The organism is Corallococcus terminator, from assembly GCF_049194865.1.
Classification (GTDB): domain Bacteria; phylum Myxococcota; class Myxococcia; order Myxococcales; family Myxococcaceae; genus Myxococcus; species Myxococcus terminator_A.
The window spans coordinates 1-20,731 of sequence record NZ_JBLZWL010000009.1 but is presented as its reverse complement, the minus strand read 5'-3'; the positions used below and the strand labels follow the sequence as shown (position 1 = coordinate 20,731).

The following is a 20,731-nucleotide window of genomic DNA, read 5'->3' as shown; positions in this document are numbered from 1 at the left end:
ATTCAAGACGCGGAGTGCCAAGGGGCTCTCGGCACCTCCGACTGCAAGCACCAACTTCGTTTCACTTTGATTGCTTGAGTTTCAGTTTCAGCGGTGGCAGACGGGCGCGAACATCAGGGCGGTCGCCGGAGAGCGAAACCCGCGCCTCCGTCCTCACTGACACGGGGCCGAGACGATGCGTGGAAACCTGAAGCAAGCCTGGCTGTGGATGCTGCCGGTGGCGTTCCTGAGCGCCTGTGGTGGCGCGCCCGAGGCCGCGCTCGAAGACGGGACGCTGGAGCAAGACGCGCGGGGGCTCATCGCCGCGCCGACGCTGCCGTCCACCGGCAACATCGCCGACAGCACCACCCTCAAGGGCCCCCTGGCCATTGGCGGCGCGGTGGCGGGCTATCCGACGGCGCTGCCGGGATACTTCGGCTACACGCTCCAGGCGAACGCGGGCGCGCAGCTCGCGCTGGAAGTCACGCACCTGGGCAGCTCCATGTACCTGGACACCGGCCTGTTCCTCTACGGCCCCAAGGACGCGAGTGGCAGCTACGGCGCCGCGCTGCACGCGCAGGATGACGACTCCGGCTACGGCACGCTGAGCAAGATTGGCCTGGTGACGGTGCCGAAGACGGGCGAGTACCTGGTGGTGGTGGGCTTCGTGAACGGGGTGGACAAGCAGTTCCGCCTCCAGGCGGGGTGCATCGGTGGCACCTGCCTGCTCAACCCGCAGCCGGCGCCGGCGAACGCCGTGCTCACGTACGTGGAGCAGCCCATCACCGAGCGGCTCCAGTACGTGCTCGACACGGCCAACACCGTGCGCGAGGACATGGCGTCGTACGTGCGTCGGCTCGACTACCAGTGGCCGTACGCGGGTGAGGCCACGCTCAACCAGGCCGCCGCCGCGGTGCTCGCCCAGGGGCGCTACATCGGCTACCGGAGTGATCCGGCGCCAGTCGTGCTGACCTTGACGGAGATGAGCAACTCCATGTTCCTCCAGTTCCAGCCCCTGCTGCCGGTCATGCTGGAGACGTACGGCAACGGCACGGAGACGGTGCAGGTGAAGCGCTACTACCGCACGTTCTCCACGGGCCCCAACGGGGACAACTGGCGCTGGCTGTACGTCGTCCTCTTCCCCCAGTCGTACAAGGTCCTCGTGTACGAGCAGACGGCCCACGAAATCTGAGGGGCCGGGCTGGCGGCCCGTCGAGCGCCAGCCCTCCGTTTCTCCCTGGAACCGGGGCGGCGCCAGGCTTGCGCCAGCTCGCTTCCTGGCGACGCGTGGCTCCCCTGGGATGCCGGGGATGCACAGCCTCATGTGTGGATGCCGTGCTCCCGGAACAGCGAGCAGGCACCCCTACCCTGTCGACATGTCCAGGGTAAGCACAGCCGGGGGCACCGTGCGGGGACCAGGCGCCAGCGAGACGGACAGGGAACCCATCGAAGGCATCTCCCCGGAGCAATCGCGCTTCTTCCTGGAGACGATGGTCGCGGGAGCGCCCGTGGGCCTGGCCTTCGTGGACCTGGAGCTGCGCTTCATCCACGTCAACGACGCGCTCGCGGAGATGAACGGCCTGCCACGCGAGGCCCACCTGGGCCGCAAGGTCCGCGATGTGGTGCCAGACCTGTGGCCCTACATCGAGCCGCACTACCGCCAGGTCATCGAGCACGGGCAGGCGGTGCGCAACCTGGAGATTGTCGGCACCACCGAGAAGGAAGCCGGCGTCCCCCGCGACTTCCTCGTCAACTACTACCCGGTGAGGGACACGGGCGGCGCGCTGCAGGGCGTGGGCATCACCGTGGTGGAGACGACCGACCAGAAGCGCGCGAACCAGGCCATCCGGCTGAACGAGCAGCGCTACCGCTCGCTCGTGGAGGCCACGGCGCATACGGTGTGGACCACCGACGCCCGGGGAGGCATCAGTGAGCCCGCGCCCCGCTGGATGGCCTTCACGGGCCAGTCGCTCGGGGCCCACCTGGGCCTGGGCTGGCTGGATGCCATCCACCCCGCGGACCGGGGACGCTTCTTGACGGAGTGGGCCTCCGCGCTGGAGACGCGGGAGCCGTACCGGGGGGAGCTGCGGTTGCAGTTCCACGACGGCACCTGGCGCGACGTCATCGTGCGCGGCGTGCCGGTGTTCGACGAGGACGGCCTGGTGCGCGAGTGGATGTCCACCGCGGAGGACGTCAGCGAGCGCAAGCAGGCGGAGCAGGAGCTGCGCCACACGACGCGGGCGCTGGAGGCGAGCGACGAGCGCTACCGGACCTTCGTCGCCCAGAGCACGGAGGGCATCTGGCGTCTGGAGATGGACCCACCGCTCGACACGCGCGCGACGGAGGACGCGCTCGTCGAGGCCATGGCCGGCACCGGACGCATCGCGGAGGCCAATGACGTCATGGCGCGCATGAGCGGCTTCGAGTCGGCCCGCCACATGGTGGGGTGCACCCTGCGGCAGCTCGTCACGCGCATCGGAGACGTCGGCGGATCCACCATCCGCGACTTCGTCCGGGCCGGCTTCCGGGTGCAGGACCTGGAGACACGGCTGGTGGACCGCGACGGCGGCCCGAGGGTGCGGCTGGCCAACCTCTTCGGCGTGGTGGAAGACGGCTGGCTCACCCGGATATGGGGGACGCAGCGGGACGTAACGGAGCAGGCGCAGGCGAAGGAGGCCCTGGAGCAGAGCCGGGAGCAGGCGCGTCAGCGCGAGCACCAGCTGCGCACCATCACCGACGCGCTTCCCGCCCTGGTGGCCTACCTGGACCCGGAGGAGCGCTATCTCTTCTGCAACCGCACCTTCGAGACCTGGTTCGGCCAGCGGCCCAGCGACGTGGTGGGCCGGACGGTGCGAGAGGTCGGCGGAGAGATGCTCTATCCGCTGTTCAAGGACTGGGTGCACAAGGCACTGGCGGGAGAGCGCGTCAGCTACGAGACGGCGCTCGCCTTGAATGACGGCCGCCAGCTCCATGTCCAGTCCACGTATGTCCCGAGCGCGGACGCCCAGGGGCGCATCCAGGGCTGTGTCGTGCTGGTCAACGACATCACCGACCGGAAGCGGACGGAGGCGGAGGTGGAGGCGCAGCGCGCGCGGCTCTACGACATCCTGATGAATGCCCCGGCGTCCATCGCCATCCTGTCCGGGCCCGAGCAGATCTTCAGCATCGTCAACCCCGTCTACAAACAGTTGTCGCACGATCGGGACCTGGTGGGTCAGTCCCTGCGCGAGCTGTCGGTGGGGAACGACAAGGGGCGGGCCTATTCCCAGGCGCTCGAGGAGGTCTATCAGACAGGCAAGCCCCGGCGGCTCACGGAGATGCCGTTGCTGCTAGGCCTCGAGGGTGTGCCCCTGGCGCAGCGCTACTTCAACATCATCTACCAACCCCTGCGCGACGCGCGCGGGCAGGTGGACTCGGTGATGTCCTTCGCGCTGGACGTGACCCAGCAGGTCCAGGCACGGCGTCAGGCGGAAGAGCTCGCCGCGCATCTGGAGAGTCAGCAGAAGTGGCTGGAGTCGGTGCTGGACCTCAGCCCCATTGCCCTGCTGTTGATGGAGCCCCACAGCGGCAAGGTGCTCTTCGCCAATCAGGCGGCGCATCAGCTCTTTGGAGGCAAGTTCCCGCTGGGAGTCCCCGTGGAGCAGTACGACGTCTTCTTCCACGTCATCGGCCCGCGGGGCGCCACCCTTCCCAACGAGGAGACGCCGGGGGCGCGAGCCGCGAGGGGAGAGACGTTGCGACGGGCACCGCTGACCTTGCAGACGGGCCCTGGAGTGGTGCGAGAGTTCCTGGTGGACTCGGAGCAGCTCCCCGCCATGCATGGGCATCCGGCCACGGTGGTGCTGGCGCTCCAGGACGTGACGCAGTTGAAGGATATCGAGGTGCGGCTCCAGGAGGCGGTGCGGCTGCGAGACGAGTTCCTCACGGTGGCGTCGCATGAGCTGAAGACGCCGCTCACGCCCCTTCAAATCAAGCTCCAGGGACTCGCGCGCGAGGCGGCGATGCCGACGTCCGAGGAGCACCTGCGGGAGAGTGTGCTGCGTGCCTCGGAGAGCACCTCGCTCCAGGTGCGCAAGCTGGCCGCGCTCATCAATGACTTGCTGGACGTCACGCAGCTCACGGGTGCACCGCTGCCCCTGGAGTTGGGGCGGGTGGACCTGGCGGCTGTGGCTCGCGAGGTGGCGGACCAGCTTCGTTCCCAGGCGGCCCAGGCGGACTGCGTGCTGGAGGTGCAGGCTCCCGGGCCGGTGATGGGCTGGTGGGACGCGCGACGGCTGGAGCAGGTGGTGCGAGGGCTCATGTCCAATGCCATCAAGTATGGGCCTGGGAGGCCCGTGCGCATCCGGGTGGAGGAGCGGGATGGCCGAGGGCGGCTGACCGTGCGGGATGAGGGCATCGGCATCGCCCACGAGGACCTGGGCCGCATCTTCGAGAAGTTCGGACGGGCGGTGTCCTCGCGGAACTATGGAGGGCTGGGATTGGGGCTCTTCATCAGCCGCCGCATCGTCGAGGCCCACCAGGGCACCATCCGCGCGGAGAGCCAGCGAGGGCACGGCGCCACGTTCCTCGTTGAATTACCTCTCACGGGGCCGGAGCCGGTTCCACCTCCGTCAATTCATTGAAAAATCATCCAGACACGACGGCAACATCCGGATAGAGCCTTGGCAACCCGCTAAGAGAGTCTGACGAACATTTCCATTTCTGGAGCTGTTCGTGGCCTCTGCTGAATCACCTCCCTTCTCCACAGACGATGAGCGCTGGAAGGCGGTGGTAACGCGAGACATTCGCTCTGAGAGCGTCTTCGTCTATGGCACCTGGCGGAACAGCATCTTCTGTCGTCCCACCTGCCCGGCTCGCCGCCCCACTCGGAGCCAGGTGCGGTTCTTCGTGACGAGCGCGGCGGCCCTGGCCGTGGGCTACCGCGCATGCCGCCGCTGCAAGCCAGGCACAGACTCACTTCAGCAAGGGCATTTGTCGATAATCCAAAGAGCCTGTTTGCTGCTGGAGGCGTCTGAAGTCCCGCTGTCACTCAAGCGTGTCGCCAGCAATGTCGGGCTCAGCCGCTTCTACTTCCACAGGCTGTTCAAGCGGTACGTTGGCATCACGCCCAAGGAATACTCGGCGAGGTGTCAAATCAGACGGCTGGAGACGCTGCTCGAGCGAGGCGTGCCCATCATCGACGCCATCTACGACGCGGGCTTCAGCTCCACCAGCCGGATCTACGAAAAAACAGACAGGGAGCTGGGCATGACCCCCCGCCAAGTTCAAATCCGGCGCGACCGGCCTGCAAATCTCTCATGCGATCGTCGAGTGTCCGCTCGGCAAGCTCCTGGTGGCGATGACCGGAAAAGGGATCTGCATGCTCGAGCTCGGACGGACTTCGTCGGAGCTGCTGGACAAGCTGATGACACGCTTCCCTGGAGCAACGCTCGTCGCTCCCCCTCCGGAGCTCACGACGGCGCTGCTCGCGGTCATCAACCTGCTCGACGGCCTCCAGGGCAACACCGACCTCCCGCTTTCGCTCCGGGGAACAGCCCTCCAGCAGAAGATCCGCAAGGCCTTGAAACAAATCCGCCGGCCCCCGAACGCGCCTCTCAAGCCAAGAGTCCGCCCGCGCGTCCCGGCCGCGGTGCCCGGGCGCGCTTCGAGCACCGGGCGGAGCCGCTTCCGCGCCACGCCCGCGCCGGGCTGAAGCGCCGCCACGCCCCTCCTCCCGTCCCTTCACGGAGCCAGTCCCGATGACCAACGTCCTCAATGATGCCGTTCGCCTCTCCAGCGCCGAGCCCCCGCACGAGTCCATCGAGTCCTTCGAGGCGGACCTGGCCCGCCAGGTCCCCGCCGGAATCCCAGGCAATGCCCTCAATCGCATCTACCGGAAGCTGGTCCCCCGCTGGCATTTCGCGATGCTCAATGACACGGAACGCAATCAGGCGTTCGCCTCCGCACTGCAGTCGTGGGTCAAGCCAGGGGACCTGGTCCTGGATGTAGGGGCGGGCTCCGGGGTGCTGTCGATGATGGCCGTCAGGGCCGGTGCCCGGGCCGTGGTCTCCTGCGAGGTCGTCGAGCCCGTCGCCCATATCGCCCGGCGGATTGTCGAGGCCAATGGCCTCTCGGACCGCATCTCCGTCGTCGCGAAGCAGTCCTCCCTCCTCGCGCTCGGAAGGGAGCTCCCCGCCCGCGCCGACCTCCTTGTGACGGAGACAGTCGATTGCGGCCTGCTGGGAGAAGGCATCCTGCCCATCATCCGGCACGCGCGCCAGGAGCTCCTCAAGGAGAGCGCCCGCATCATTCCAGCGAAGGCGCGTGTCTTCTTCTCCCTCCTGGAGAGCAGCGTCATCCACCGCATCAACTACACGAAGGAGGCCGGTGGATTCGACGTCAGCCTGTTCAACCGTTTCTCGACCCAGGAGTACTTCCCGGTCCGCATCTCGACCTGGAGCCACGCCCTCCTGAGCCCGCGCACCGAAGCCCTTGCCTTCGATTTCGCGCGCGACTCGCTGGAGCCGCGGACCCTCCGCGTCCCCGTCACTCCCTCACGGAGCGGTGTCGTTCACGGCGTCCTCTTCTGGTTCGAGCTGGACCTTGGAGGAGGAATCTTCCTGTCCAACTCACCCGACAACCCGGCGAGTCACTGGATGCAGGCGGTCCAGTGTTTCGAAACACCGCTGCGGGTAGAGGGCGGCCAGTCGGTCTGCGCGGAGGTCACCCAGGACCTGACCAGCATCCACTTCACCCTGACCCATTGAACCCGCCAGACATCCTGCCCTCCAGCCGAAAGGAACTCCGACGTGAAACACTCGCCCGTCAAATCCACTCCTCCTGCCATCGACCTCGAGGATTACGACTTCTTCAAGCGCTGTCTCATCCAGTACGGCGAAAGCGAGCTGTTCACCGATACGGAGGAGTGGCTCAGTCATGACAACCCCTACCGGCGCACGCTGCGTCCGCACGTCTTCAAGCACCTGGACTACTCCAGACCGCTGCGACGAGACGAGCTCTTCACGTACAACAGCCTGAGCGCCAACCGGACGCTCCTCACCATCTACGAGCAGGACTTCGTCCTGCTGCCGGACCGCGCCTTCGAGGCCAAGCGGACTGACTTCCACGAGTTCTACTCGAACCGCTCCATCGCCCTGGGCTCCGTGGTGCGGCCCTGGCTCGAGCGCTACCTCTTCGGGTTCCTCGACAAGGAAGTCTCCGTCACCGGTCGTTGGACCGCCGCGTCCCTCAAGGCGTACTTCCAGGACTTCGCCGACTCGGTTCGCGGCTCGAGTTCGAACAAGGCGATGGAGGCCATCCTGGCGTCGTCGAACCGCGAGCACGCGGCGCGCACCTTCCTCATCCAGCTCGCGGGAGATTTCCTGCTCGAGGCGTCCGCCATGGGCAGGAACGTCCTCGGACACTATGGCGCGCTCCAATCAGACCTCTTCAAGATCATGATTGACGAGTATGGCTATGGCGTACACGAGACGAAGCACAGCACCTTGTTCCGCGACGTGCTGTCGGCGGGCGCGCTTGCTCAGACGCCGCATGCCTACTGGCAGTTCTATCTGACGTCCTCGCTGCTCGTGAACAATTACTACAACTGGCTCTGCCGGGACCATTCGAAGTTCTTCCGTTACCTCGGAGCCATCTTCCAGGCGGAGACGGCCTTCATCCAGTCCTGTGCCCAGATGGCCGAGATGATGCGCGCGGTCTTCGGCAAGGAGGTCGACGTCAGGTACTTCACCGAGCATGTGCATATCGACCAGCACCACAGCCGCATGGTCTTCGACAAGCTCATCGCGCCGGCGGTGGCCGCGCATGGGGAAGGCATCATCCCTGAAATCCTCCGCGGCTTCGAGGAGGCGACGCTGCTCGGACAGCTCGCGGAGCAGGACTTCTGCGACCAGGTGAGCTGGTCGGACGACGGCCCCTTGCTCAAGTCGCTGCATCCGGCCATCCACGCGAAGATTCTGAGGGGTGAAATCCAGCCGTCCCGGCAGCAGTTCATCGAGCCGCGAGGCGAACTCTCCGTGACGCACGTCCACGATGGGGACGAGCTGTGTCACATCGACTCGGGGGTGATGCACTTCGTCACGGGACATGAGCGCCACACCGTGCTGAACCAGGGCGAGGGCATCGTCATCCGGCGCAACCGCCTGCACGGAGCCATCATCGACTCCGCGCAATGCACCTACACCATCCACTCGATTGGAGATCACAAGAAATGCCTGTCTTCGGCTTCGACCCGCGCTCCGTGAACTACCTGGAGGCGGATGGAAACCGCTACTTCCTGCTGTCGCAGGACGGACGGGCGCCCCTCCTGGTCCGGGATGAGTGTCCGCATCGCGGAGGCCCCCTCCACCTGGGGCGGCTGGACGCGGCGGCCGAAGCCATCCACTGCCCCTGGCACTGCCAGCGGATTCCCCTCCGCCACCTGCACCGAAACGCGCTGCCCCTGATTGTCAGGCGGGACAGCGCCGTGGTGGTCCTCCCCGGCTCCGAGGAGGTACCCGTCCGCGCCCAACAACGCGTCCTGCTGGCGCGGTGCGCTGGCACTCCGGCCGAGCCACCCGCCAGCGAGCACCACACCACCGCGTCTTGAATTGGCGGCTGGCGCGGCACCGAGCCGCGCCAGCCCCTCCTGGCCTCGCGCCAGGAATCAGGAGCCCTGGCGGCCGAGCAGCGCCCTGAAGCCTTCGCACAGGGTATCGAAGGCCTCGGAGGCAAAGGTGTAGTGCCCTCGGGCCCTCAAGCAGCCATGGACCACCCCTTCGTGGATATGGCACTCGGCGGGTACGCCCGCGGCCCGCAGGCGCTCCGCGTAGGCCTTCGCCTCCTTGCTGAGGGGATCCGACTCCACCGCCCAGATGAAGGCCGGCGGAAGCCCCGACAGGTCCTTCGCCAGGAGCGGCGAGGCATACTCTGGTAGCAGCTCCATGTTGGAGCCCAGGTAGTTGCTCGTGTAGTGGTGCATCTCGACCTGGAACTCCTCCGAGCAATCCTCCACCTCGCGACGCGCCCAGCGGTGGAGATTGAAGACAGGGTTGATGGGCACCTGACCGAACAAGCGGGGGCCTCCCCTGTCACGCGAGAGCATCGAGACCCCCGCCGCGAAACTGCCCCCGCAGCTCTCGCCCGCGAAGACAATCCTCGCCGGGTCGATTCCATGGGACGCGGCCTGCTCCGCGACAGCCACCAGGGCCTGGTAGCAGTCTTCAAGCGCGGCGGGATGGCGGAACTCCGGCGCCAGCCTGTAGTGCAGGGTGATGACCGTCAGCCCCAGCCGGTCAGCCAGGTCCGCCGCGATGCTGTCGGACGCCTCGAGCGCACCGTTCACGAAGCCCCCGCCATGGGCGTACAGGATGCAGGGCTCATGGGCTCCCGCGGTCCTGGACCTGTAGATCCGCAGCGGAATCTCGTGCGTGGGTGTGACCACGGCGTCATCGCGGACGACGATGTTGGCGGGTCTGGGTATCGGAAACGCCCGGAAGAGGTTGAGGTACCACTGGCGCTGCTGCGAGAAGCGATACTTGTAGAACTCTGCGGAGTCGACGCCCTCACACGCGCGCTGACACGCTCGCTTGTAGTCTTCAACTCCTGGCGCATAGTTCGCCATTGTCGGCTTTCTCCCCTGGTGTGCAATGACAGGCGGGCCATGGGCCCTGCCAGGGGTGGACACTTGACATGCGGCGTCTGGCTGGCTCTATCCAGTTCTTGCCGAGGCGTGCGGCGCCGAAACCCTGATGGCAACTTCCGGATAGAGCCATCCCAGCCAGATGATGGAGCCTTCGCGTCGTTCCACCTGCTGGGAGCCGCTTGAGATGCCTGTCCATCGACTGGAACAACTGCTCCGCTTCGTCCGCCAGAACTCGGCCTTCTACCGGAAGCTCTACTCCACCCTGCCCGAGGATGAGACACGCCTGGAGGCATTTCCGGTGGTCCCACAACAGGACTTCTGGGAAGCCAACTCGGCTCGCGAGAGCCGGCTCCTGACAGGGCCTACCCACAATGGTGTCGTCTACAAGAGCGGCGGCACCACGGGGAACCCCAAGTTCTCCTTCTACCTGCGCGACGAGTGGGATGACTTCTGCCGGGCCTTTGGCAGGGGAATGGCCGCCAGCGGATTGCGTCCGGGCGAGCGCATTGGAAATCTCTTCTACGTGGGCGAGCTCTACGCCTCCTTCCTCTTCATCCATCGGTGCCTGGAGCTCTCACCGGTACCCGTCCTGCAGTTCCCCATCGGAGGCGCCGCCTCGCTCGACTCCATGGTGAAGACCGTCCTCGACTTCGACATCGAAACCCTCGCCGGAGGCCCCACGACCATCATGGCCTTCGCGGAGCATGTTGCCTGCCACCTGGAGAAATCCGGCAGGCCGCGGCTGACGAAGGTGCTCTTCGGCGGTGAGTCCTTCTACCCGGACCAACGTGCCCGCCTCGAGGAGATCTTCCCGGGCATCCAGGTGCAATCCATCGGCTGCGCGAGCGTGGACGCCGGTTTCATCGGGTACTCGGATGAGTCCTGCCATCCCGACGAGCACCGTGCGTTCGGCGCCGAGAGCATCGTGGAGATCCTCGACGAGAAGAGCGGCGAGCCCATCACCGGCACCGGCTGCGCCGGCCGGCTCGTCGTGACGAATCTGATCCGCGCGCTGATGCCCATCATCCGCTACCCGTCCGGTGACAGGGCCGAATGGGTGGACCCTCGGGAAGCGGGCCCCGACAGGAAGTTCCGTCTCCTCGGCAGGGCCGAGGAAGGCGCGCGCGTGGGGTCCATCACCCTCTACTACGATGATGTCAGGCCGATTCTGGCACCCTTCCAGAAGCCGCTTGGGATTGTGAACTACCAGCTCCGGGTTGTGCATGAACAGCGAAAGGACCGGCTCTCGCTGGTAGTGGCGGTCCAGGACCCGGCCGCCCTGCCAGAGTCCGCAACCCAGACACTCCTCACCGCGCTGCACGCCCAGCGGCCGATGCTCCAGGCATGGACGGCCTCGGGACAGATACACCCGACCCGCATCGACTGGGTTGCTCCCGCCCAGCTCGCCGTCAATCCGCGGACGGGCAAGCTCCGCCGCATCATGGATGAGCGGTAGGCGCTCGACGTGGAGACGGGAAGCTCATGTCCATCAATGCAGTCCGCCCGCCCGCCAACAAATGGCTGGTCACAGTCGCTGTGTCCGCGGGAACGCTCATGGGTGCGCTGGATGCGTCCATCATCACGGTGGCGCTCCCGCAGATACGCGGCGCCCTGGGCGCGACCGTGCAGGAGAGCACCTGGGCCAGCACGAGCTTCATCGTCGCCACCGCGGTGGTCCTTCCGCTCACGGGCTTCATTGGCCGCCTCTTCGGCCAGAAGCGCGCCTACCTTGCCTCCCTGGCGCTCTTCATCGTCAGCTCGGGGCTCTGCGGGCTGAGCTGGAGCCTTCCCTCGCTCGTCTTCTTCCGCGCACTGCAAGGCATTGGGGCAGGAGCGCTCACCCCCACGGAGCTGGCCATCCTCCGGAGGACCTTCCCGGCACATGAGCAGGGCATGGCCATGGCCCTCTTCACCACGGTCATCGTCGCGGGTCCCACCATTGGCCCGGTGCTCGGCGGCTACCTCGTCGACCATTTCGCCTGGTCGTGGATCTTCTTCATCAACCTTCCCATCGGGGTGATGGGGTTCATCATGGTGTGGTACTTCGTCGACGAGCCGGAAGAGGCGCGGCTCCCTCGCCAGGCGGAGCCGGCGCTCCGGCCGGGTCAGCTGGACTGGGGTGGTCTCGCCTTGCTGACCCTGGGCCTGGCGCTGCTCCAGTACGTGCTGGAAGAGGGACAGCGTCATGACTGGTTCGACTCCGGCCGGATCTCCCTCCTGTCGGGGGCGGCGCTCCTGTGTCTGGTGGCCTTCGTCTTGCGCGAGCTTCACGCGCGCGTGCCCATCGTGGACCTCCGCGTCTTCCAGGAGCCGGTGTTCTGCTCGGGTGCCCTGATCGGCGTGATTGTGTACTCCGTCGTCACCGCGAACATGTTCCTGCTTCCCATCTTCATGCAGGAGGTGCTCGGCTTCACGGCCACGCAGGCGGGAAGCGCGCTCATCCCTCGCACGCTGGTGATGATGGTCATGATGCCCATCGTCGGGCGCTTCTATGGCCGGCTGTCGACCCGGGGGCTCGTGGTGGTGGGCCTGCTCATCAACGGACTCGGGGTCTACGCGGTCAGCGGCGTGTCGCTCGACACCGGCACGAACAACATCCTCCTGCCGCTCGGACTCCAGGGACTGGGCGCCAGCCTCGTCTTCGTTCCGCTGAACACCGTCATCTTCACCCACGTGCCGCAACAGCGGATGGCGGACGCCGCCGGAGTCAATCTGATGATGCGCCATGTCGGCAGCTCGCTCGCGCTCGCTGGCTTCGCGCTCCTGCTGCCCCGGTTCGCGGAACAAGCCCGGCAAGCGATTCTCATGAGCCTCAATGTCGAGCGGACGGAGGTGTTGGAGCGGCTTGCCCAGCTCCAGAGCGGGCTCATGGGGAGTGGCCTCGAAGCCAGCACCGCCCAGGAAGCGAGCCGACACCTGCTCGAACACACCACCCTGCGCCAGGCGATGGTCATCGCCTTTGACCAGCTCTTCCTGCTGTCCGCCCTGCTGTTCGTGGTCACGGTGCCGCTGTTGCTCCTGCTCCGCGCCCCCCCAGGCCGCGCGCAGCCGGCACCGCTGCACCTGAGGGAGGAGTGAGGCCATGAGCGCGAGACTTCACGGGCTCAAGCACGAGGACGCGCCAGGGACGGATTCGGCGCCGCCCATCAGCAGGGGATGGCGGGATACGCTCATGCTCGGCGCCTTCGCGGCGGCGGTGATCCTCGCCACGGGCTGGCATGCGCTGCTGACACGCCACCAGGAGACGACGGACAACGCCCAGGTGGAAGCGGATGTCGTGCCGCTCAGCTCCCGCCTCAATGGCCGGGTGTCGAGGGTGCATGTGGCGGACAATGCCTTCGTGCGGGAAGGAGAGCTCCTCCTCCAATTCGACGCCCGCGAGTTCGAGATTCGCGTCAAGCAGGCGGAGGCGGAACTGGATGCGGCACGGGCCCAGGAGGCCGCGGCCGAGGCGCGCGCAATCGTAGGGGAGGCAGGGGCGCGGGGAGGCCACTCCACCGCGCGGGCCGTACTCGCCGCCAACCTGGCGGCGACAAACACCGCCGAAGCGCAGATCCTCGTCGCCCGTGCGGCCCTCCGGCGGGCGGATGCGGAGGCGCACCGCATGAAGCAGGAGTTCGAGCGCGCGCGCGTCCTGCTCGCCAGTGGCGTCCTCACCCTGGCGGCCTTCGAAACCGCCGAGGCCGCCAGCGAAAGTTCCCTGGCGGCGCTGGCCGGTGCGCAAGCCCAGCTCACCTCGGTCGAACAGGCTCAGCAGACGGCGCTGAGCAAGGTGGCCGAGGCCCGGGGCCAGCTCGACCAGAGCGCGCCGGTGGATGCGAAGATCGCGGTGGCGCGCGCCGACGCCGCGCTCGCACGCGCGCGCACGCGGGGCGCCGAGGCCACGCTGGCAGAGGCCCGGCTGCTGCTGGAGTACACCCAGATTCGCGCGCCCATGAGCGGCCAGGTGTCCAAGCTGTCCGTGAACAGCGGCCAGTTGCTGTCCTCGGGACAGCCGGTCGCGAAGCTCGTATCGCGAAAGACGCATGTCGTCGCCAACTTCAAGGAGACCCAGGTGGGAGACATGCGCCCCGGGCAGCAGGTGGAGGTCTCGGTGGACGCGTACCCGGGCGTCGGGCTGAAGGGCGTCGTGGAGAGCATCGCGGGCGGCACGGGCGCCCGCTTCTCCCTGCTCCCCCAGGACAATGCTTCGGGCAACTTCGTGAAGATCGTCCAGCGGGTGCCGGTCCGCATCTCATGGGCTGACCTGCCCCCCGGGCTGCCTCTGTATGCGGGCCTGTCGGTCGAGGTCACCGTCTTCACGAGCCGCTCCCATCCGCCGACAGCCAGGTGACTCCATGTACATCCCCCACGACTTCGAAGAGCAGGACCCGGAGCGCCTCCTCGGGTTCATGAAGCAGCACTCCTTCGCCACGCTGGTGACGGCAGGCGGAGACGGGCGCTCCGTCGTCGCCACGCACCTCCCCTTCCTCATCGAACGCACGGAGCAGGGCCACCTCCGCCTCCTCGCGCACATGGCCCGGCTCAATCCGCAGTGGCGCGGCTTCACGGAGGAGCGTGAAGCGCTTGTCATCTTCCAGGGGCCCCACGGATATGTGTCCCCCACCTGGTACGTGACCGCGCCGCAGGTGCCCACGTGGAACTACGCCACCGTGCATGCCCATGGCCACCCGCGAGTCATCCACGAGCCGGACGCGCTGCTGCGCATCCTCCGCGACACCGCGGCCCACTTCGAGTCCGGCAATCCCGCGCCCTGGCAGCTCGAGGACTCCGAGGACTACGTCCACCGGCTCCTGCCCGGCATCGTGGCGTTCGAGCTTCTCGTCACGCGCATCGAGGGCGTGTTCAAGCTCAGCCAGAACAAGGGCCCAGAGGACCGGCAGGGCGTCATCAACGGCTTGGAGCGCGGCGCCTCTCCCGGAAACCACGCGCTCGCGGCCCTGATGCGCTCACTCGGGAGTTGAGCGACCTCCCCGTCAAAGACTGCCAAGGAAGGCGAGCAGCGCCAGGCGGTCTTCTGTCGGCAGCGCCACCACCGCGTCCCGCGCCGCCTGCGCTTCTCCGCCGTGCCACAGCACCGCCTCGAGCACCGAGCCGGCCCGCCCATCGTGCAGCAGGTTGACGGCGCCAGACACCTGCCCCGTGAAGCCCAGACCCCACAGGGGAGCCGTGCGCCATTCACTCGCCTCGGGTAGGCCGGAGTCGTCCGCCAGCCCCGCGCCCATGTCGTGAAGCAACAGGTCGGTGTAGGGGCGCACCGTCTGCGCGCGGAGCTCCTCGAACGGGTGGCGCCCCCCCGTCGTCAGCTCGCGCAGGTGACAGGCGCCACACCCCACCGCGGCGAACACCTCGGCGCCGCGACGGACTCGCACCGGCGACGTCACCCGCTGAGGAAGGACTCCGAGCAGCCGCAGATAGGTGACGAGGCGAGCGCGGTCTTCGCCGCCGGGCGTGCTTGCCGTCACACCGACTCCGAGGTGGGCCTGGAGCTCGGCATCGACCTGCGCGGAGACCGACGGGTGCTCAGCCTTCCAACCAAAGCGGCCGAGCCGCGGTTCTTCACCCGGAGAGCCACGGCTCAGCGCGGGCCGGCCCGAGATGCCGTCCCCGTCGCAGTCGTTCTCGTCGGCGGCCTCCAGGAGGGTCGCTTCGTCGACCGCCTCGAGCAGCCCCAGGCCAATCAACGCCGGTGCCAGCCGCGCCGACGAGCGCAGCGGCCGGCCGGCATCGAACACCGGCCGGTGCAGCATCACCACCTCGCCATCGCCGAGCGTCACCGGCTGCGACTCGATGCGAGAAAGCAGGACAGGGGCTTCTTGGGGCTGAAGCTGGTCGCCGAAGTCCGGCTCGCCGGTCAGCCTGAGCACCAGCGACCGCACCGGCCCTCCCACCGGCGGCAACACGCCGCGGCCGTTGAAGGCATGGCAGGCGATGCAACTGCTGGCGTTGAACAGCGGCCCCAGAACGCCCTGCAACAGGAGGGGCGGGTTGCCCGCCTCCGCGTGGGCGCCCGTGCCGAAGTCGGTGTGGAAGAGCCGGCGCCCCTCGAGAAACCCCTGCGGATGTGGCCACTGGATGTTGAGCGCCAACTGGGAGAGCGCGTACTTCGGCGCGACCGGAGTGCCATCGTCGAGGGCGACGAAGGGCACGGTGGTGCCCGCGCCGAGGCGGGCTTCGACAGAGGGCCCCAACATGCCCGTGGAGTCGAAGTTCTCGGGCGTGAGCCCGCCGAGGCCGACCTGGTAGCGGAAGGTGTCGGAGAAGTAGGCCGACCCGCCAGCAATGGGGGCGGGGTCCATGGGATCGGCACCGGCAAGGTAGATGCCGAGCTCGAAGTCGAGGATGTCACCCACGCGAAGCGGCCGGCCTTCGCGGGCGTTGTCGGTCACCGTCTGCTCGAGCTGGCGCGGCGACACCTCGCGCATCTGCTGATTGACGTGAAAGGTATAGCCCCCGTTCTGGTTTCCCTCGACGCCGTACATCTTCCAGCTGCGGAAGTTGGTGCCTGGGCCGTGCAGCGAGACGTCGACGAGGGGGTAGTACGTGAGCTTGATTTCGGAACGGCCGGCCAAGACCGCGTCTTCGACCACGAGCCGGTAGCTCCGGTTCTCGAACGAGCGCGTGTCGAAGGTGGCGAAGCGCTCCTCGCGCTCATGACGGCCGCGCACCCGCCCGGCGGCCTCGGTGACGAGCACGCCGTCCTCCCGACGACGGATGATGGGGCCCGTCTCAGCGGGGCCTTCGGCGAACAGCGGAGTCACTCGGGGGAGCGACTTCTCCCGGCACAGCCGGGGACCAGGACCGAGCACCACCCCAGCACTGCCACCGAACGTGAACGGCTCGCATCCCGCCAGCATCAGCAACAGCACCAGCATCTCGGGCGACCGTCCGCGCATCGGTTTCGCCAGTCTACCAGCCGCGCACGCCGCCCGAGAACCAGAGCGCACCGAAGGCGCCGCCGACGCGAACAGGCGACTCGTCCACCACGGTGCCATCGAGGCGCGGAGCCCAGATGCCTCCATCCACACCCAGCCCGAGCGCAAGCCAGCTCCACGGTCGCCACTCGCCGCTCACTCCCGCCTGTGGTCCCCAGAGCACGCCCCGCGTGACAGCCCCCACATGCCCCTCCTCCGGCAGTCCCTCGAGCACCCCGAGTCCGCCGCGCAGCCCGACGCCGCCCCGAACCATCCACCCCGCTCGCTCGGCCCGCAGGTCGAAGGTGAAGCCCCCATCGACCAGCGTCGCCAACACCAGGCCCGAGGCCCGCTGTGCCTCTCCCCGCAGCGCCGCCACGTCGAGACGCAGGCCCACCCAGCTCCCAAGCCGCACGTCGGCCGAGAGGCCTCCACCCAACAACACCACCTCTCCCAAGCGGCCCACGCCAAACAGGCCAAGCTGCCCCCTGCCCGGCTCGGCCATGGGAGCGGGCGGGACCTGGAGGGTGGGCGGAGCCAGGGGGACAGGCGGGGCCTCGAGAGGAGGCAGGGCCTCGGGAGGAGGCGGGATCTCGACTGGCGGGAGGGGCGGTTCGGCGGGGGGCGAAGACCACAGCCGCGCCGCGGCTTCGGCCACCAACAACGCGACCGTCCGAGGAACGGCCAACGCGCTGACACCGGAGATGTCGACCTCGAACTGCTCGGGCTCCCGGTTCAACACCTCGAGCGCCACCTTGTAGCGCGGCGCCGTGCAGTCGACCGTCACGCGCGTGTCACCCTCGCTGGACGCCGCGTCGACGGGCACCTTGAGCTCAATCGCCAGCAGCCGGCGCAGCTCCGGTTCGACGCCGGGTGGGCAATCGGTGGCACTCATCGCCACGCTCCCCGAGCCAGACATCGAGACGGCGGCAACCCACCACACCACTGCGACCATCACGCCAGGGCCACCTGCACAGCGCCGGGGTACCCGGACGGAAGAAGGGACATCACGGTGCTCCGAGCCTCCCCCACTTTCTCACGGCGTCGACCCGCCGCGACTGCGGAAACTCGTCGACGAAGCGCTCTGCGGTACCGCGCGCGGCCGCGACGTCTCCCGCCTGGGCCTGGGCCTCGACGGCACGGGAGAGCGCGTCGGGAGCGAGCGGGCCCTTCGGAGCCAGCGCGTGCGCCTCGAGAAACGCCTCGGCCGCGTCTCGCGGGTTGCCCAGGTCGTCAAGCAGCACCCGACCGAGGGTAAAGGCGGCGAGCGACGCGCGCGGGTCACCGCGAAAGCGCGACAGCACCCGGCGCAGCGGGGCGAGCGAAGCCTCGGGGTGTCCACTGAGGCGCGCCACGTCGGCGGCGCGCAGCAGATCGCCGGGCTCGTCATCGGGAGCGCCCTCGCGCTGCAACGCCGACCATGCCGTCTGGAAATCACCCTGCTCGGCGTGTGCTCGCCAGGTGGCGGGACGACGCACGCTCTTCCTGGCCGGGGGGAGCGGTGCGGGCGCCACGCTCGGCGCCCCGGATATCGCGGGCACACCCCCGTCCTCGCGCTCCTCGGTCGTCCCCTCGTCGGGCGCGGTGGGCGCGTCGACGACTTCAGGGACGAGTGCCTCGACGCGGAAGGTGCCTTGCTCGCCCGCCGCCAGCAGCGTCTCCCGAGCTCCGGCGCGCACCCGGACACGGCCCTCGGTGACGACCACGCTCACCTGGTGGTCACCCCGGGTGACTGAAAACGCGGTGCCGACCACCTCGACCTCCACCTCACCCGCCGACACCCGCACCAGCCGCCCATGCTGAGGCGCGACACTGAAGCGCATGGAGCCCCGCTCGAGGTCGAGCCACAAGAGCCCCTGCTCCGAGCGAAGGGTGCGCACCGGCGCGCCGATGGGCATCACCACTCGCGCGTCTTCACCAATCACGACCTCGGGAACGCCGGGCCCGCGCGTCTTCGACGGGACGAGGAGCCCGACCAGCAGGAGCGCCGCGACGCCGAGCCCGGACAGCACCACCCGTCGGCGCACCTCCCGTTGGCGATAGCGCCGACGCACCTCGGCTTCGAACAGGGTCGCCTCGTGGGTCGAGTATTGAGGTTCGAGCGAGCGCGCCGCCTCAGCCCAACGCTGGTGCCGTTCAGTCACGGTGCGCCTCCTCCATCGCCGCGTCCACCGCGGCGATGCGTCGCTTGGCCGTCGAGACCGAGCACCCCAACAGCTCGGCGACGTGCTCGAGCCGCTCACCTTCGAGGTAGCGCAGGCTCCACGCCACCTGCTCGTCCGCCGACCTGCTGTCGAGCACCCGGTAGACGTCGCTCAGAATCGCCCGGTGCTCGCCGTTGGCGCGGGGCGTGGAGAGCAGCGTGGGGTGCCAACGCTCCCAGAGGCCGAAGACGCGCTGCAACCGCCGCCTTCGCAGCCGCCTCAACGTCAGCCGCACCGCGGTCGACGCCAGGTAGGGCTTGACCCTCAGGGGGTTTTCGAGCCGCTTGAGACCATCGAGGGCACGCACGAAGGTGTCCTGCACGATGTCGTCGACCTCGTCGTCACGCCCCAACATCCGCTTCACCACCCCCGCGACATAGGGACGGTACGCCCGGACCACTGCGGTGAGGTCGGATGGATCGACCTCCAGCTCGGTGGCGTCCTGGTGCAATGAAATGAGTCGCCCGGGTACGGACATGCCCCTCTAGAGACACTACCGCCCAAAACGGCTCACGCCAACGTCGAGAAAACGAAGGGCGGAGGCAAGTGCTTCCTTCCCCTACACCAGGCGCCACCTGCCTCCACGCCTCGAACAAAACACCGCGCCTCGTCGAATTCGTTGAGCCGAATTCCGCCGCACAAGTCTCTACGGCGGCGATGCAGAGGCCGTCCCCCCGCGCAACTCCACCGCAGCTTCGTTTGATCCTTCTGCGTCTCCGCAAGGAGCGACCATGCGTCTCGCCTTAGCCTCCAAACGTGCTGGAGTCTGTCTTCTCCTTCTCGGACTCTCCGCATGTGAGGGTTCATCCACTCTTTCTCTGTCGGACTCGCACCGAGGGGAGGGCGAGTCGCTGCCGGCGCATCTGCTGACAGCGTCGGAATACAACGCGACCGTGCAGGACCTGCTCGGAGTCACGGTTCGTCCGGCCGACTACTTCCCGGCGGCCTCATCGTCCGAGTTCGACGCGAACGTGGGCGTGCTCGCCTCCCTGTCGCAGGTTCAAAGCGAAGCCGTCTTCAACGCCGCCCGCGACGTGGTGGGCAAGGCCTTCGAGTCGCCCGAGCTCACCGCGCGACTGGTCACCTGCACTCCCACGAGTGACACGGATGATGACTGCCCGAAGTCCCTCGTGACGACGCTGGGTCGCCGCGCGTTTCGCCGCTCCCTCGATGACGAAGAGGTGGGCGCGTACCTGGCGACCTACAAGAAGGCCCGGCAGTCCCTGGAGCTGGGCCACGTGGACGCGGTCGGACACGTGCTCCGGGTGATGCTCAGCAGTCCGTCGTTCTTCCTTCGCATCGAGCGTCCCGGACCCCGGAAGAACGCGCTCGAGTCCGCGGCGCTGGCGAGCCGACTCTCCTACCTGCTCTGGGGCTCCATGCCCGACGAGGAGCTGCTGGCCATCGCCGAGAGCGGCAAGCTCGATGATGACGCGGCCCTGATCGCCATGACGGACAAGATGCTCGAGGACCCTCGAGGTCAGCGCTTCGTCTCCCAATTCCTCGGCCAGTGGCTCGGCACCGTGCGTCTGTCGAGCCACAACGTCGACACCAGCCGCTTCCCCCAATGGACGCCGGAGGTGGCCAAGGGAGTCGAAGCACAAGCCCACGAGTTCTTGTCGGGCTTCGTGACTGGGACGACGCCCTGGAAGGAATTGTTCCTGGCCCCGCACCCGGTGAACCCGGCGATTCGGCCGCTGCTCACCGCCGACCCGACGACCTTTCAGCGTCGCGGCTTCCTGACGCTGCCGGCCTATCTGGCGCTCAGCTCACACAGTGATCGCACCTCGCCCACCGCTCGCGCCAAGGGCGTCTTCACGTCGCTCTTCTGCACCGACATGACGCCTCCGCCCGGAGTCGTCACGGAGCTCCCACCGGAGGAGGGCCAGTCGCCCAGAACCGTCCGTGAGCGACTGGAGGCACACCGGCGCAATCCGTCCTGCGCGGGCTGCCACAGAATGCTCGATCCGCTCGGGCTCAGCCTCGAGAACTTCGACCCCGTGGGTCGCTAC

The 20,731-nt window shown here is 67.8% G+C and carries 16 protein-coding genes and 1 pseudogene; 12 read left to right on the top strand and 5 right to left on the bottom strand.

Annotation, left to right across the window (positions count from 1 at the left end):
* Nucleotides 1–175 precede the first annotated feature (175 nt).
* From ACN469_RS06020 to ACN469_RS05990, 7 genes and pseudogenes are all read left to right on the top strand, one after another.
* Nucleotides 176–1,171, top strand: coding sequence for a hypothetical protein (locus tag ACN469_RS06020; protein ID WP_498765042.1), 996 nt, complete (start codon nt 176–178; stop codon nt 1,169–1,171).
* Nucleotides 1,172–1,385: 214 nt separating this feature from the next.
* Nucleotides 1,386–4,601, top strand: coding sequence for a PAS domain-containing sensor histidine kinase (locus tag ACN469_RS06015; RefSeq protein ID WP_498765040.1), 3,216 nt, complete (start codon nt 1,386–1,388; stop codon nt 4,599–4,601).
* Nucleotides 4,602–4,692: 91 nt separating this feature from the next.
* Nucleotides 4,693–5,235 (top strand): annotated as a pseudogene (locus ACN469_RS06010) (bifunctional transcriptional activator/DNA repair enzyme AdaA); the annotation flags it as partial.
* A 28-nt stretch (nt 5,236–5,263) separates the two neighbouring features.
* On the top strand, nt 5,264–5,671 hold the full coding sequence (locus ACN469_RS06005; RefSeq protein ID WP_498765345.1) for a hypothetical protein: 408 nt from the start codon (nt 5,264–5,266) through the stop codon (nt 5,669–5,671).
* A gap of 46 nt (nt 5,672–5,717) precedes the next feature.
* On the top strand, nt 5,718–6,725 hold the full coding sequence (locus ACN469_RS06000; RefSeq protein WP_498765038.1) for a class I SAM-dependent methyltransferase: 1,008 nt from the start codon (nt 5,718–5,720) through the stop codon (nt 6,723–6,725).
* Between the two features lie 42 nt (nt 6,726–6,767).
* Nucleotides 6,768–8,222: an iron-containing redox enzyme family protein gene (locus ACN469_RS05995; RefSeq protein WP_498765036.1), complete on the top strand. Its 1,455-nt coding sequence runs from the start codon at nt 6,768–6,770 to the stop codon at nt 8,220–8,222.
* On the top strand, nt 8,189–8,566 hold the full coding sequence (locus tag ACN469_RS05990) for a Rieske 2Fe-2S domain-containing protein (protein ID WP_498765034.1): 378 nt from the start codon (nt 8,189–8,191) through the stop codon (nt 8,564–8,566). The genes ACN469_RS05995 and ACN469_RS05990 overlap by 34 nt, the downstream gene beginning before the upstream one ends.
* Nucleotides 8,567–8,623: 57 nt before the next feature.
* Here ACN469_RS05990 and ACN469_RS05985 read toward each other — a convergent pair whose 3' ends face one another.
* On the bottom strand, nt 8,624–9,580 hold the full coding sequence (locus tag ACN469_RS05985; RefSeq protein WP_498765032.1) for an alpha/beta hydrolase: 957 nt from the start codon (nt 9,578–9,580) through the stop codon (nt 8,624–8,626).
* 205 nt (nt 9,581–9,785) lie between these two features.
* On the opposite strand from ACN469_RS05985, the gene ACN469_RS05980 reads away from it, so the two are divergent.
* The 4 genes from ACN469_RS05980 to ACN469_RS05965 are packed head-to-tail and all read left to right on the top strand — an operon-like array spanning nt 9,786 to nt 14,565.
* On the top strand, nt 9,786–11,057 hold the full coding sequence (locus tag ACN469_RS05980; protein ID WP_498765030.1) for a phenylacetate--CoA ligase family protein: 1,272 nt from the start codon (nt 9,786–9,788) through the stop codon (nt 11,055–11,057).
* A gap of 26 nt (nt 11,058–11,083) precedes the next feature.
* Nucleotides 11,084–12,679: a DHA2 family efflux MFS transporter permease subunit gene (locus tag ACN469_RS05975; RefSeq protein ID WP_498765028.1), complete on the top strand. Its 1,596-nt coding sequence runs from the start codon at nt 11,084–11,086 to the stop codon at nt 12,677–12,679.
* A 4-nt stretch (nt 12,680–12,683) separates the two neighbouring features.
* Nucleotides 12,684–13,934, top strand: coding sequence for an HlyD family secretion protein (locus tag ACN469_RS05970; protein ID WP_498765026.1), 1,251 nt, complete (start codon nt 12,684–12,686; stop codon nt 13,932–13,934).
* Nucleotides 13,935–13,938: 4 nt separating this feature from the next.
* Complete coding sequence (locus ACN469_RS05965; protein WP_498765024.1) at nt 13,939–14,565, top strand: FMN-binding negative transcriptional regulator; 627 nt, start codon at nt 13,939–13,941, stop codon at nt 14,563–14,565.
* Between the two features lie 12 nt (nt 14,566–14,577).
* On the opposite strand, the gene ACN469_RS05960 is transcribed toward ACN469_RS05965, so the two are convergent.
* The 4 genes from ACN469_RS05960 to ACN469_RS05945 form a co-directional block, all read right to left on the bottom strand.
* The gene (locus ACN469_RS05960; RefSeq protein ID WP_498765022.1) at nt 14,578–16,497 is read right to left on the bottom strand and encodes a di-heme oxidoredictase family protein; all 1,920 of its coding nucleotides are present in this window, start codon (nt 16,495–16,497) and stop codon (nt 14,578–14,580) included.
* Between the two features lie 13 nt (nt 16,498–16,510).
* Complete coding sequence (locus ACN469_RS05955) at nt 16,511–17,410, bottom strand: hypothetical protein (RefSeq protein ID WP_498765020.1); 900 nt, start codon at nt 17,408–17,410, stop codon at nt 16,511–16,513.
* Between the two features lie 112 nt (nt 17,411–17,522).
* The gene (locus tag ACN469_RS05950) at nt 17,523–18,659 is read right to left on the bottom strand and encodes a tetratricopeptide repeat protein (RefSeq protein ID WP_498765018.1); all 1,137 of its coding nucleotides are present in this window, start codon (nt 18,657–18,659) and stop codon (nt 17,523–17,525) included.
* On the bottom strand, nt 18,652–19,197 hold the full coding sequence (locus ACN469_RS05945) for an RNA polymerase sigma factor (RefSeq protein ID WP_498765017.1): 546 nt from the start codon (nt 19,195–19,197) through the stop codon (nt 18,652–18,654). The genes ACN469_RS05950 and ACN469_RS05945 overlap by 8 nt, the downstream gene beginning before the upstream one ends.
* A 253-nt stretch (nt 19,198–19,450) precedes the next feature.
* On the opposite strand from ACN469_RS05945, the gene ACN469_RS05940 reads away from it, so the two are divergent.
* Nucleotides 19,451–20,731, top strand: a 1,281-nt coding sequence (locus ACN469_RS05940) for a DUF1592 domain-containing protein (protein ID WP_498765015.1), incomplete at its 3' end; no start/stop codon positions are given.

Coding starts and splice junctions, on each gene's coding strand:
- ACN469_RS05960 (WP_498765022.1), bottom strand. CDS start 16,497: ATGCGCGGACGGTCGCCCGAGATGCTGGTGCTGTTGCTGATGCTGGCG.
- ACN469_RS05955 (WP_498765020.1), bottom strand. CDS start 17,410: ATGAGTGCCACCGATTGCCCACCCGGCGTCGAACCGGAGCTGCGCCGG.
- ACN469_RS05965 (WP_498765024.1), top strand. CDS start 13,939: ATGTACATCCCCCACGACTTCGAAGAGCAGGACCCGGAGCGCCTCCTC.
- ACN469_RS06020 (WP_498765042.1), top strand. CDS start 176: ATGCGTGGAAACCTGAAGCAAGCCTGGCTGTGGATGCTGCCGGTGGCG.
- ACN469_RS05990 (WP_498765034.1), top strand. CDS start 8,189: ATGCCTGTCTTCGGCTTCGACCCGCGCTCCGTGAACTACCTGGAGGCG.
- ACN469_RS05980 (WP_498765030.1), top strand. CDS start 9,786: ATGCCTGTCCATCGACTGGAACAACTGCTCCGCTTCGTCCGCCAGAAC.
- ACN469_RS06000 (WP_498765038.1), top strand. CDS start 5,718: ATGACCAACGTCCTCAATGATGCCGTTCGCCTCTCCAGCGCCGAGCCC.
- ACN469_RS05975 (WP_498765028.1), top strand. CDS start 11,084: ATGTCCATCAATGCAGTCCGCCCGCCCGCCAACAAATGGCTGGTCACA.
- ACN469_RS05970 (WP_498765026.1), top strand. CDS start 12,684: ATGAGCGCGAGACTTCACGGGCTCAAGCACGAGGACGCGCCAGGGACG.
- ACN469_RS05945 (WP_498765017.1), bottom strand. CDS start 19,197: ATGTCCGTACCCGGGCGACTCATTTCATTGCACCAGGACGCCACCGAG.
- ACN469_RS05985 (WP_498765032.1), bottom strand. CDS start 9,580: ATGGCGAACTATGCGCCAGGAGTTGAAGACTACAAGCGAGCGTGTCAG.